General features: G+C 67.9%; 9 protein-coding genes. 7 read left to right on the top strand and 2 right to left on the bottom strand.

The features are described 5' to 3' along the window. Positions 1 to 9: 9 nt before the first annotated feature. The 7 genes from flgH (at position 10) to B0E52_RS00855 (ending at position 7,725) form a co-directional block, all read left to right on the top strand. On the top strand, positions 10 to 684 hold the full coding sequence (gene flgH / locus B0E52_RS00885; RefSeq protein WP_254426658.1) for a flagellar basal body L-ring protein FlgH: 675 nt from the start codon (positions 10 to 12) through the stop codon (positions 682 to 684). Between the two features lie 233 nt (positions 685 to 917). Next, entirely contained in the window at positions 918 to 2,009 is a 1,092-nt protein-coding gene (locus B0E52_RS00880; RefSeq protein ID WP_077480930.1) for a flagellar basal body P-ring protein FlgI, read from the top strand. Between the two features lie 2 nt (positions 2,010 to 2,011). After that, on the top strand, positions 2,012 to 3,043 hold the full coding sequence (gene flgJ / locus B0E52_RS00875) for a flagellar assembly peptidoglycan hydrolase FlgJ (RefSeq protein WP_077480820.1): 1,032 nt from the start codon (positions 2,012 to 2,014) through the stop codon (positions 3,041 to 3,043). A gap of 22 nt (positions 3,044 to 3,065) precedes the next feature. Beyond that, positions 3,066 to 4,958, top strand: a complete 1,893-nt coding sequence (gene flgK, locus B0E52_RS00870; RefSeq protein WP_077480818.1) for a flagellar hook-associated protein FlgK — start codon at positions 3,066 to 3,068, stop codon at positions 4,956 to 4,958. A 14-nt stretch (positions 4,959 to 4,972) separates the two neighbouring features. Further along, positions 4,973 to 6,190, top strand: coding sequence for a flagellar hook-associated protein FlgL (gene flgL / locus B0E52_RS00865; RefSeq protein WP_254426657.1), 1,218 nt, complete (start codon positions 4,973 to 4,975; stop codon positions 6,188 to 6,190). Between the two features lie 64 nt (positions 6,191 to 6,254). After that, the gene (locus B0E52_RS00860) at positions 6,255 to 6,938 is read left to right on the top strand and encodes an acetyltransferase (protein ID WP_254426663.1); all 684 of its coding nucleotides are present in this window, start codon (positions 6,255 to 6,257) and stop codon (positions 6,936 to 6,938) included. Between the two features lie 100 nt (positions 6,939 to 7,038). Continuing rightward, entirely contained in the window at positions 7,039 to 7,725 is a 687-nt protein-coding gene (locus B0E52_RS00855; RefSeq protein ID WP_077480814.1) for a class I SAM-dependent methyltransferase, read from the top strand. Between the two features lie 54 nt (positions 7,726 to 7,779). Here B0E52_RS00855 and B0E52_RS00850 read toward each other — a convergent pair whose 3' ends face one another. After that, positions 7,780 to 11,319 (bottom strand): glycosyltransferase, encoded by a 3,540-nt coding sequence (locus tag B0E52_RS00850; RefSeq protein ID WP_168174103.1) that lies wholly within the window; start codon positions 11,317 to 11,319, stop codon positions 7,780 to 7,782. After that, complete coding sequence (locus B0E52_RS00845) at positions 11,316 to 12,512, bottom strand: DegT/DnrJ/EryC1/StrS family aminotransferase (RefSeq protein WP_217316647.1); 1,197 nt, start codon at positions 12,510 to 12,512, stop codon at positions 11,316 to 11,318. The genes B0E52_RS00850 and B0E52_RS00845 overlap by 4 nt, the downstream gene beginning before the upstream one ends. Positions 12,513 to 12,938 lie beyond the last annotated feature (426 nt).

The raw sequence follows: 12,938 nt of genomic DNA, 5'->3' as shown, positions 1-12,938 counted from the left end.
CCGACCGCCGTGCGCATCACCGCCGTTCTCCCACGCCTCGCCGCCGTGCTCGCGCTGGCCGCGCTGGCGGGTTGCGCCGTCGTGCAGCCGCAGCGCGACGACGCGCAATGGGCCGCCACCGCGCCGGTGGCGCCTGCCGCCGCACCGGTGGCCGACGGCGCGATCTACCACGACGCGCAGGGCATGGAGCTGTTCACCGACCCGCGCGCACACCGCGCGGGCGACATCCTCACCGTCGTGCTGGTGGAGAACACCCAGGCCGTGAAGAAGGCCAACACCAGCACCAGCAAGACCAACAAGGACAAGATCGGTGCGCCCTCGCTGCTCGGCCACACGTTCAACAAGGCCAGTGTCGGCATCGACAGCGACCACAGCTTCGACGGCGGCGGCTCCAGCAGCCAGAGCAACCAGCTCACCGGCAACATCACCGTCACCGTGGCGCAGCGCCTGCCCAACGGCAACCTGCTGGTGCGCGGCGAGAAGCTGCTCACCATCAACCAGGGCCAGGAACTGATCCGCATCACCGGCATCGTGCGCCCGCAGGACATCGGCCAGGACAACACCGTGCCGTCCACCCGCGTCGCCGACGCCAAGATTTCCTACACCGGCCGCGGCAGCCTCGCCGACGCCAACACCCAGGGCTGGCTGTCGCGCTTCTTCAACTCCAAGTGGATGCCCTTTTAAAAATGAACATCCATATGGCCACGACTATGACGGTTGCACCGAAGTCCGGCATCGCGAACCCGCACGGCACGTTCGCCCCCTCTCCCCTCCGGGGAGAGGGTTGGGGAGAGGGGACACGCTCGCGCGGCGCTGCTTTGGCTTCGCTCTTTGCTCGTTTCTCCAACCTCTTCCGCAAGCCCGGCCCCTCACCCCGGCCCTCTCCCCAAAGGGGAGAGGGAGAAAAATCCGCGGCGATCGGGTTTGCCATCGCACTCTTTGCCCTGCTCGCCACTCCCGCCCACGCCGACAAGATCCGCGATCTCGCATCGGTCGGCGGCGTGCGCTCCAACCAGCTGATCGGCTACGGCCTGGTAGTGGGCCTGGACGGTTCGGGCGACCAGACCACGCAGGCGCCGTTCACCACGCAGAGCCTGGAGAACATGCTGCAGCAGTTCGGCATCAACGTGCCGGCGAACGTTCGCCCGCAGCTGAAGAACGCGGCCGCGGTGACGATCACCGCCGAACTGCCGCCGTTCGCCAAGCCGGGCCAGACCATCGACGTCACCGTGGCCTCGATCGGCAACGCCAAGAGCATCCGCGGCGGCGAGCTCTTGATGTCGCCGCTGCGCGGCGCCGACGGCAACGTCTACGCGGTGGCGCAGGGCAGCGTGGTGGTGGGCGGCATCAGCGCGTCGGGCAAGAGCGGCTCCAGCGTGCAGAAGAACATCTCGGCTAGCGGGCGCATCCCGAACGGTGCCACGGTGGAGCGCAGCGTGGCGTCCGCATTCGCTTCCAGCGACGACTTGCGGCTGAACCTCAACACGCCGGACTTCACCACCGTCACGCGCATCGTCGGCACGATTAATCGCACCTACGGCGCGGGCACCGCGCGCGCGGTGGATGGCGGCACGGTGGAAGTGCGCGTGCCGCAGGACCCCACCCAGAAGGTGGCCTGGTTGGGCACGATCCAGGACCTGGACGTGACCCCGGGCGCGCCGCCCGCGCGCGTGGTGGTGAACTCGCGCACCGGCACCGTGGTGATCGGCTCGGACGTGCGCGTCTCGGCGGCCGCCGTGGCGCATGGCGCGATCCAGGTGACGATCGGCGAGCAGCCGCTGGTCAGCCAGCCGGCGCCATTCAGCAACGGCCAGACCACGGTGGTGCCGTCCAGCAACGTGCAGGTCAGCGAGGAGGGCGGCCACATGTTCAAGTTCGGCCCGGGCGTGAGCCTGGACACCATCGTGCGCGCGGTGAACCAGGTGGGCGCCTCGCCCAGCGACCTGATCTCGATCCTGCAGGCGCTGAAGCAGGCCGGCGCGCTGCACGCGGATCTCGTGGTGATCTAGTCGTGTCCGACGCCGCGCTGTCCGCCAATGCCTCGCTGAGCACCTGGACCGAACTGTCCGGGTTCGACCAGCTGCGCGCGCAGGCGCAGCGCGACGGCAAGGCGGCGCTGCCCGCGGTGGCGAAGCAGTTCGAGGCGCTGTTCACCCAGATGATGCTGAAGTCCATGCGCGCGGCCAGCGACAGCTTCGGCAACGCGCTGGGCGACAGCGATGCCGGCAAGGCTTACCGCGACCTGTTCGACCAGCAGCTCTCGGTGAGCCTGGCCCAGGGCGGCAAGGGGCTGGGCATCGCGCAGATGCTGATCCGCCAGCTGGGCGGCACGGCCACGCCGACGCCGGCTGGTACGGGCGCCGCGATCGTTACGCTGGGTGGCACCGGCGCGCCGGCGACAACCAGTGCCGCAGACGACCCCGACGGCATCGGCGATCCCACCCGGTTGCCGGCCACGCCCGACCAGTTCCAGCGCCGCCTCGCCAACGTGGTGGAAGCCGGGCGCGAGCTTGGCCGCAGCGCGATGAAGTGGCTGCCGCAGGACGCGCAGGAATTCGTGCGCGCGCTGGCGCCGTATGCCCAGGCCGCGGCGCAGAAGCTGGGGCTGTCGGTGCGCACCGTGCTGGCGCAGGCCGCGCTGGAAACGCAGTGGGGCAAGCACATGCCGCGCAACGCCGACGGCTCCACCAGCTTCAACCTGTTCGGCATCAAGGCCGGCGGCAGCTGGAACGGAAGCAAGGTCAGCGTGCCCACGTTGGAGTACGAGGACGGTGTGGCGGTGCGCCGGCACGCGCAGTTCCGCGCCTACGATTCGCCGGCGCAGTCGTTCAAGGACTACGCCAACCTGATCGCCTCCAATCCGCGCTATGCCGCTGCGCGCGGGCATGGCGACGACGTGCGCGGCTTCGCCAGTGCGCTGGTGCGCGGCGGCTACGCCACCGACCCGTCCTACGCCGAGAAGATCAGCGCGGTCGCCAGCAGCCCGCAGATGCGCGCGGCGCTGGCCGCGCTCAAGAATCCGGCCGGCGGGCCGAACGAATAAGCGACCCCAGGAATCCCGTCCCATGTCCAGCCTGCTCAACATCGGTGTTTCCGGCCTCAATGCCGCCCAGCTCGGCCTGAAGGTCACCGGCAACAACATCGCGAACGCCGGCACCGACGGCTACAGCCGCCAGAACACCGTGCAGGTGGACCAGGTTGGCCAGAACAACGGCCGCTACACCCTGGGCACCGGCGTGGACGTGATCGCGGTGCAGCGCGCCTACAGCCAGTACCTCACGCAGACGCTGTGGAGCACCAACAGCGCGCTGCAGGGCGCCACCACCAGCAACGACCTCGCCACCACGCTGAACGGCCTGTTGAAGAACAGCGGCAACCTGCAGAGCACGCTGGACAGCTTCTACGGCGGCTTCAACGCGGTGGCGAACGCGCCGGGCGATCCGTCCGCGCGCCAAGCGCTGCTGGGCAACGCGTCGACGCTGGCGATGGCGTTCAACACCTTCGGCCAGCAGCTCGACCAGCAGCGCACGCAGATCAACACGCAGATCGCCGACGCCGTCGGCAGCGCCAATTCGCTGGTCAAGCAGATCGCCGCGCTCAACACCAGCATCAGCCAGGCCGGCAACACCCAGCCCAACGACCTGCTCGACCAGCGCGACGGTCTGGTCAAGCAACTCGCCGGCATCACCGGTATCTCGGTCGCCGCGCAGCCCGACGGTACATTGAGCGTCTACAGCACCTCCGGCCAGGCGCTGGTCAGCGGCAGCTACGCCTACGGCTTCCAGGTCGGCAGCGACGCCTACGATGCCGGCAGCACCAGCGTGCTCGACACCAGCGGCCACGACATCAGTTCGCGCCTTTCCGGCGGCACCCTGGGTGCACTGTTGAACTATCGGCGCAACACGCTGGACCCGGCGCAGAACCAGCTGGGCCGTGCCGCGCTGGCGCTCGCGCAGGGCGTCAACGCGCAGCAGGCCAAGGGCCTGGACTTGAACGGCAACCAGGGCGGCCCACTGTTCAGCGTGCCCGCCCCGACCGTGGCGGGCGCGAGCGGCAACCAGGGCAGCGCCACAGTGGGCGCCAGCGTGAGCGACCTCGGCGCGCTCACCAACGACAACTACGTGCTCACCTACACCGGCAGCGCCAGCGCGCCCTCGGTCAACGGCTGGGCGCTGGCCACCAGCAGCGGACGCACGGTGACGATGACCGCGAACGCCGACGGCACGCTGTCGGCCGAAGGCCTCACCTTCAGCGTGTCCGCCGGCGCCCAGGTCGGCGACAGCTTCCAGATCCGGCCCACCCGCAACGCAGCCAGCGGCCTCGCGCTGGCCACCAGCGATCCTTCCGCGATCGCCGCGGCGGCGGCGCTGAAGGGTACGGCCGCCGGCACCAATACCGGCGACGCGACCGTGAGCGCGGTGAACGTGGGCGACAGCAGCAACGCGAACCTGTTCGCCGGCGCCACGGTGACGTTCGGCGCGGGCGGCAGCTACACCGGCACCGACGGCGCGGGCAACAGCACCACCGGCACGTACACCAGCGGCACGGCGATCCAGTTCGACGGCTGGAGCCTCAGCCTCGCCGGCACGCCCGCCAGCGGCGACAGCTTCAGCGTGGCGAAGAACAGCAGCGGCCTCAACGACAACAGCAACGCGCTGGACCTCGCCGGGCTCGCCAATACCGGTGTGCTCGACGGCGGCCGCACCTCGACGGTGGGGGCCTATGCGAACCTCACCAACCAGGTCGGCCTCGCCGGCAGCATGGCGAGCAACGATCTCACCACCCAGACCGGCCTCTACAACCAGGCCGCCAGTGCCCAGCAGAGCTCGGCCGGCGTCAACCTCGACGAGGAAGCGGCCGGACTGATCAAGTACCAGCAGGCCTACCAGGCCTCCGCGCAGGTGATCTCCACCGCGCAGACCCTGTTCACCAGCCTGATCTCCGCCATCCAGGCCTAAGTGGGAGCAAGCCCGTGATCCGCCTTTCCACCAGCTGGATGTACCAGCAGTCGCTGACCACCATGCTCGACCAGCAGGGCTCGCTCGCCGCCACGCAGAACCAGGTGAGCAGCGGCCAGCGCATCAACCTCGCTTCCGACGATCCGGCCGGTGCCACCCAGGCGGTCTCGCTCAACCACATCCTGGCCAGCACCGCTCAGTACTCCGCGAACATCGACGGCGCGAACGCGCGGCTCTCCACCGAGAGCAGCACGCTGAGCTCTTTCAACTCGCTGCTCGACCAGGCGCGCTCGATGGCGCTGCAAGGCATCAACGGCACGTTGTCGACCGCCGACCGCCAGGACATGGCCACCCAGCTCACCCAGATCCGCGCACAGCTGGTGCAGCTGGTCAACACCACCGATGCCAGTGGCAACGCGCTGTTCGCCGGCACCAGCACCACCAGCACGCCGTTCGTGCTCAACAGCGACGGCTCGGCGAGCTACACCGGCAACAGCGACAATCAGATGACCGCGATCGGCAGCGGCCTGCGCATCCCGAACAGCGACGAGGGCGCGGGCCTGTTCATGAACATCCCGGCCGGCAACGGCTCCTTCGTCGCCGCCGCGGCGCCCGGCAACACCGGCACCTTGCTGGTGGGCGCCACCAGCGTCACCGACAGCGGCGCCTGGAAGGCGGCCACCGCCGCCGGCCCGGTGAACTACCAGATCAGCTTCGACGCCACCGGCAACTGGACCGCCACCGACGCCAATCACGGCAATGCGGTAGTGGGCACCGGCAGTTACCAGGACGGCGGCAGCATCAGCTTCAACGGCATGACCGTCGCCCTGAGCGGCACGCCCGCCGCCGGCGACACGATGAGCGTGAAATCCGGCCAGACCCAGGACGTGTTCGGTACGTTGACCAACATGATCAACGCGCTGAACGACGGCAGCCAGAACAACACGCAGCTCAGCAACACGATGAGCCGGCAGATCGAATCGATCGATCGCGCGCAGGACCAGGTCTCCAGCACCCAGACCGACGTGGGCGGTCGCCTGAACCGGCTCACCCAGCAGAAGAGCACCTACAGCGACCTCACGCTGACCTACCAGACCACCCTCTCCGGCGTGCAGGACACCGACATGGCCAGTGCCATCAGCCAGCTGATGCTGCAGTCCACCGCCCTGCAGGCCTCGCAGCAGACGTTTGCGAAGGTGCAGGGGATGAGTTTGTTCGATTACCTGAAGTGATGCGCTGCGCGAGCCACGGCGGTTGCGATACGTTGGCCATCTCCCGAACGGCCACGGAGTGATCATGATGCCTTCCCATCCGTTGCACGACCCCACGCCGGATTTCGGACGCCTGTACATATTCGGCGCCGGCGGCTTTGGTCGGGAGGTGGCGTGGCTGGCGGAACAGGCCTGGGGCAAGCGGGTCGAGCTGCGCCTGGTCGTGGATCATCCGCGCCATCTGACGGCATCGGTCAACGGCATTCCGGTCTCGCTGCTGCCGGAGCTGCCGCCGCGCGACGACGCCCGTTTCGTCGTGGCGCTCGGCGATCCTTCGCAGCGGCGGAGTGCGGTGGCTGCCCTGATCGCCGCGGGGCATCGTCCGGCAACACTGGTTCATCCACGGGTCGAGGCCTCGCGCTTTGTCGAACTGGGCGCCGGTACCGTGGTCTGCGCGCGGTCGACGATCACCTGCAATGTTTCAACGGGCGAGCATGTGCAGATCAACCTGGCGTGCACGATCGGACACGACGTGATCCTGGGCGACTACGCCACCCTTTCCCCCGGGGTCAACGTGTCCGGATGCGTGCATGTCGGCCGCGACGTGTTCATCGGCACGAATGCCTGCATCATCAACGGCAAGCCGGACCGGCCGCTGTCCATCGGCGATGGTGCGGTGATCGCCGCCGGCGCCTGCGTGACCAGGGACGTTCCGGCGAACTCGCTGGTTGCCGGCGTGCCTGCCGTCGTGAAAGGCCAGCGGTCGTGACAATGCGTATCCGCGCCGCTTCGCCGATCTCGCGAGGCCGAAGCCTGGTCGCGACAAAGCCATGTCATTTCCCGTGCCTTGCGTAAGGAGCGTGTCCACCATGTCGTCAAGCATTCCCGCCGTCGATCTCCCCGGGCTCAAGAACCTTCTGGGCGAAGCGAGAGTCCAGAAAGGCGTCGACGACATATGGGGCATGGTCGGCGGCATCTTCGAGAAGGCGCAAAAAGAACTGCCGGCGCAGCACGCCATGCCGCGCAGGGAGCTGTCGTTCCATGAGCATGTGAAGCTGCTCGGATACCTCTGCCTGCTGATGGGGGAGATTCCGGGCGACATCGTCGAGATCGGGGTCTGGAAGGGGAAATCCCTGTGCTTCATGAGCCAGATATGCGGGCGGAAGCGGCGGATCTTCGGGATCGATCCGATGGAACTCGAGAAGCAGCCCGACGAGCTGGGCTACTACCACGGCAAGCTGTTCCCCGAAGCCACGCTGATTCGTGGCTATTCGGAGCTGGTGGCGGATCGCCTTTACGCCGAGGCGCCCAGGACCGTGCTTCTGCACATCGATGGCGGACACGCCGGTCGCAATGTCCTGCTCGATTTTCTCTTGTATGCGCCGAGCGTTGTGGCCGGCGGCTTTGTCGTGTTCGACGACTACGGCGACCACCGCTATTCGCCCGAAGTCGGTCCCGCGGTGGACCTGCTCAGGGTGGGTGGCTACTTCAACGATTTCCATGTACTGGGCATTGTTCCCGGGTACGAGAACAGCTACCTGCTGCAGCGGAAGTGATTTCCCCGGTCCAGCCGACTCGCCCGCCGTCCCGGCCGGCGAGGCAGGCGGCCATCACCGATCCGGCAGCCACGCATCGCGCCAGGCGACCAGGTTGTCGCCGGTGAGCATCCAGTCGCGCTGCACCGCGGCGCGCAGCGCGTCGCCCATCTTCGCAGTGGCCTCGAGGTCGCCGATGTGCATGCGGATCGCGTCCACCCATTCCTTGAAGCGGTTGCGCACGCGCGTCACCGGCAGCTCGCCGCGGTAGCAGACGATATCGCTGCACACCACCGGGAAGCCGCAGGCGCCGTATTCGAGCAGGCGCAGGTTGCTCTTGCAGGCGTTGAACAAGTTGTCCTCCAGCGGCGCCAGCGCGAGGTCGAGATCCAGCGCGGCCAAGGCTGCCGGGTACTGGCCAATCGGCACGCCGTCGTGGTGCTCGTGCACGTGCGGGCGCAGCTTCTCCGGGCACATGCCGAAGAACACCCATTCGACCTCGCCGGCCAGTTCGCGCACGACGTCGGCGATCAGTTCCAGGTCGCCGCGGTGGCTGCTGCCGCCGGCCCAGCCCACGCGCGGCCTGGCGCCCTTGCGGCGTTGGCTGGTCAGCTGGCCCCACCAATCCACCGGCAGGCGGTTCGGCACGACGCGGATGTCGTCGTGCATGTCCGCGAACTGCTCGGCCAGCGGCGCGGTGGAAACCACGAAGCGGTCGGTGAGCGCCACGGCCTTGCGCAGGGACTTCAGCACGTCCTTGGGCATCTGGTCGCGGTGCACGCTCTTCAGCGGCAGGTTGGGCAGGTAGTCGTCCAGTTCGTAGACCTTGAAGGCGCGGCTGAAGTCTCGGTAGCCGCGCATGGTCTCGAGCTGGCTGTCGGTGAGCTGGCGTTGCAGCACGATGGTGGACGGCGCGTAGCGCTCCATCCCGATCGGCTCCAGGTGCATCGGCGCGATCGCGCCTTCTGCCAACCCTTCCCGTTGCATGGCCCGGAACGGCTGCCGGATGCGGTAGTGGCCGGAGCCGTTGGCATCGGCAGCCACGCAGAACAGGCGCGGCAGCAGCGGCTGCTCGAAGGGCTGCCAGGCCTGCGGCCGCATCTGGTCGAGATCGAAGCCGTTGCCGGCCACGCTCAGGTTGCGGTTGTAGGCCGGGTCGCGTGCCAGCAGCGGCAGCCACTTGCGGTACATCGCTTGCCGCTCGCCCCTGAAGCGCTCGCGTTTGGCTTCCTTGGCGGTCTGGTCCACCTTGTTCTGGCTGACGTTGCCCTCGTGCATCAGGCGGGCATGCGGCGTCCACACCGTGAGGTAGCCGGCCTGGTGCACCTTCAGGCAGAGGTCGACATCGTTGTAGGAGACCTTGAAGTCCTGCTCGTCCAGCCCCCCGACTTCCTCGTACACCGACTTGCGGATCATCAGGCAGGCGGCGGTGACCGCGGTGTAGTTCTGGTCCACCTGCAGGCGATGCATGTAGCCGGGCGCGTCCATGGCCTCGCCGATGAAGGGATGGTCGGCCGGCCCGCGCAGGCCCAGCACCACGCCGGCGTGCTGGATGCGGCCGTCGGGGTAGTGCAGTTTGGCGCCGACGATGCCCACCTCGGGCCGCTGCGCGTGGTTGAGCAGCGCCTCGATCCAGTCCTCGTGCAGCACCGCCGTGTCGTTGTTGAGCAGGATCAGGTATTCGCCGCGGGCCTGCACGGCGGCGAAATTGTTGATCGCGGAGTAGTTGAACGGATGCGGCCAGCGCAGCACGCGCAGCTGGGGGTTGGCCAGCCGTTCGATGCCGTCCAGGTAGGCACAGGTAGCCGGGTCCTGGCTGTCGTTGTCCACGATCAGCAGTTCGTAGTTTTTGTAGCTGGTCTTGGCAAGCAGGCTGTCGATCAGGCCGTTGAGCATCGGCAGCTGGTCGCGGGTGGGGATGATGATCGAGACCGGCGGCTGGCGGTCGTGGAGATAGCGCACGCGGTTGACGCAGGTCGACGTGTCGGACGCGATCTCGTGGCGGATGCCCAGGCGGTCGAGATGGCCTGCCACGACCGCGGCAGCGTGCTCGCGCACCGGTGGCGACGCCAACCACTGCGCATAGGGCTGGCCGGCGCGGTACAGCACCTCGGCAAGATGCCCCACGGATTGCAGGCCATGCCGTTCGATGCTGCGGAACACGAAGTCGTAGTGGGCGAGCGGCCCGCGTTGCGCATCCAGCCCGCACAGTTCGAGCACGGCTTCCCTGCGCACGGCCAGGATGCGGCCCAGGTAGGGATAGCTGCGCAACATGTCCAGGTTCAGGTCGGGCTTGAGGATCGGCTGCCCGTAGCCATCGCCGACACGCGTGTCCTCGTCGACATAGCAGCAGGCGTGCTCCGGATGGGCGCCGGCGTTCTCGGCCAGCAGCAGCAGCGCGTGCGGCACCAGCTCGTCGCCGGCGAACAGCGGGAGCAGCCAATCCGCGTCGCTGGCGGCGGCCAGTTCATTGAAGCGCGCGACCCAGTCGCCATGCAGGGGCAGCAGGGCGGCGTCGCGGCAGGGCAGGTCGCCGCGGTCCGACAGCACGGTCACGCGCAGGTCGCGGTGCTGCTGACTGGCGAGGCTGTCGAGGCTGGCCTGGAAGTCGGCGGACGCGCCGCCGGTGTCGATGACGACGACTTCCACCGAACACGGGGTCTGCCGGCCATGGGCCAGCGCGGCGTGTTGGGGCGAAAGCCGCTGGGGTTGCAGCCAGTGGCGATAGGTCTCCTCGGGGGTGGCAGCGTGGAAGTTGATGGCCGGCTTCCGGCCATCCTCCAGCACCGAACTGCGGAAATAGTCGCCGTGGTGGATGGCGACGATTTCGTCCGTGTGGGCGTGGCGCACGCCCATGTCGAGCAGGCGCTCCCACAGATCCCAGTCGCCCGGACAAAAGTACTTCCAGCACCCGGGGTTGTAGCGGAAAGTCTTCAGCCCGGCGTGGTACAGGCTGCCGATGCGCGATATTTCGCTGAAGCGCGGCATGGCGCCGCCGACCACGCCCTGTTCGTTGCCGTTGTCGTCCAGGAAGCGGACGCGTCCGTGTGCCCACTCGGCGCGGTTTTCCCGTGCGGTGCGCAGCAGGCTCGAAAGATGATCGGGCAGGAATTCGTCGTCGTCGTCCAGATGGGCAATCCACGCGCCGCGGGCCATGCGCAGACCGAAGTTGACCGGCTTGATGCCGGCCACGTACCACATCGGACCCTTCGTCGACGGGTATTTCCCGCGTCGCCGCAAGTTGTGGAAACGTATGCGCGGGTCGTCCTGCGCGGCCTCGTGCAGGATCGCCGCCTGCGACGCTTCCATGCAGTCGCCGACGATCAGCAGCTCCCAGTTTGCGTGATCCTGGCGCTGCACGCTCGGCAGCGTGCGCTGCACGATCAGCTCGGCACGGTTGTACGTGGGAACGATGACCGAGACCAGCGGTTGTTCGCCGTAGGCCGCCGTGTAGTCGGGAGCACGGCGGATGCGTTCGAGGCGCACCGCATCGCCGGCGCGGAGCCGCGTCTTTTCCCGCAGGGCATGTTCGTCGAAGAATTGCTGCATCAGTCCGATGCGCTGTTGCAGTTTTTCGCAGTGCTGGTGCAGCAGGGCCGTTTCGGTGTGGCTCATGGATGGCATGTCCCGGCGGGTTGGCTGCTCGTCGGCCGGGTCGCGCCGGCCGCTTCGGCAAGCACGCTGGCCAGCGACTCGCAGACGCGGCGGATCTGCGTCGTCGTGATGTCGAGGTAGAACGGCAGGCCGAGCAGGCGCTCCGAAACCGAGTGCGCCACAGGCAGTGGTTCGGCGCCAAAGCTGGCGAAGGCAGGGTGGCGGTCGAGGGTGGGGCAGTACCACTGCCGCGTCTGGATGCCACGCGCCGCCAGTGCTTGCTGGATTTCCCGGGCGCGCACGCCGGATGGCAGCGCCACCACCAGGATCGGGTACACGCCACCCACCGCCTGTTCCTGCAGGACGACTCCCGGGCAGGATCGCTGCAGTTGCCGGAAGTAGCGCGCCTGCAGCGCGCGGCGCGAACGTTCGATGTCGGGCCATTGATCCAGCGAGGCCAGCGCGACGGCGGCGTGGTATTCGCTGAGCTTGCCGTTGCCGCCAGGGAAGAACACCTGGCTGCCGTGCTCGAGGTCGATGCCGAAATTGCTCAGCGTGCGTATCCGTGCAGCCATCGCGCGGTCGCGGGTGACGACGAAACCGCCCTCGCCGGCGGCGAGCGCTTTCGTGGCGTGCAGGCTGAAGGCCACGTGGCAGTGCTGCGCGGCGTGCTGGTTGCCGAAGGCGCCCGCGGCGTCGATGAGCACGGGGATGCCGGTGTCCTCGACGAAGCGATCCCACGCCGCGGTGTCTTGCGCGAGCCCGAACGTCGCCACGGGCATGACGGCGTCGATCCGCCGGGATGCGGCGATTCGCCGCGCGATTCCCGGCGTGAGCAGCCAGTTGCCGGCGTCGACGTCGGCGATCAGCGGCATGTGGCCGACGCGGATGACGGCGGTGGCGGTGGCGACGAAGGTGAGTGCCGGCAGCAGCACCTGTGCGCCAGCCGGAAGCTGCATGGCGCCCAGCGCCAGCTCGAGTGCGGCGGTACCGCTGGACAGGCTGACCACGGCGGGAGTGTCGCCAGGGTCGAGCTGCGTGGCCAGCCGCTGTTCCAGTTCGTTCGCGAGTGGACCGAAATTGGTGTACCAGCGCGCGGCATCGATGCGTCGAAGATACGGCAGCAACGCGTCGGCGTCCGGCAATTGCGCGCGCATCAACGGAATCGTCGAGGCGTGCCCGATTGCCTCGTCCTGCATGGTGGCCGCTTGCATGTGCCTGTGCCTCGCGATGGAAGTTCCGGCGCTCGCGACATCGACGGTTTTCCGTCGCGAAGCGGCCTTTCATCGGCTGGAGCAAGGTTGGTGCCAAGCCGCACGGTGATCTTGCAGACGCGCTGGCGCACCGGTTGGAGGTCCGTGCAACGCACGCCGCGTCGACGAGCCGCTTGGCCGATGCCCGCCGCAGGCAGGATCGAGGGCATATCCCGTGCCAACGCAAAGAAATTTCGGGAAGTGACTCAAGAAGCCCGCGCCACCGCCGAAACATCCCCTGAGGCGGTTGGCACTCCGGTCTAGCAGGCTGTTGAGAAACCTCCGCGCGCCGCCGCGGTCATAGACGTTCTCAATCACTGACCGCCCGATCCGATGCGCAGCCCCGACGTCCAGCAGCTTGGCATGTTCTCGTATGTATCGGTCGAA

Source organism: Rhodanobacter sp. C06, from assembly GCF_002001105.1.
Taxonomy (GTDB): Bacteria; Pseudomonadota; Gammaproteobacteria; order Xanthomonadales; family Rhodanobacteraceae; genus Rhodanobacter_A.
Note: the sequence above shows the minus strand (reverse complement) of the source record. Positions and strands in the feature narration are given on the sequence as shown.

Excerpts from the sequence above, each read along its gene's own strand:
- B0E52_RS00845 (WP_217316647.1), bottom strand. The coding sequence starts at position 12,512 with ATGCAAGCGGCCACCATGCAGGACGAGGCAATCGGGCACGCCTCGACG.
- flgK (WP_077480818.1), top strand. The coding sequence starts at position 3,066 with ATGTCCAGCCTGCTCAACATCGGTGTTTCCGGCCTCAATGCCGCCCAG.
- B0E52_RS00855 (WP_077480814.1), top strand. The coding sequence starts at position 7,039 with ATGTCGTCAAGCATTCCCGCCGTCGATCTCCCCGGGCTCAAGAACCTT.
- B0E52_RS00860 (WP_254426663.1), top strand. The coding sequence starts at position 6,255 with ATGATGCCTTCCCATCCGTTGCACGACCCCACGCCGGATTTCGGACGC.
- B0E52_RS00850 (WP_168174103.1), bottom strand. The coding sequence starts at position 11,319 with ATGAGCCACACCGAAACGGCCCTGCTGCACCAGCACTGCGAAAAACTG.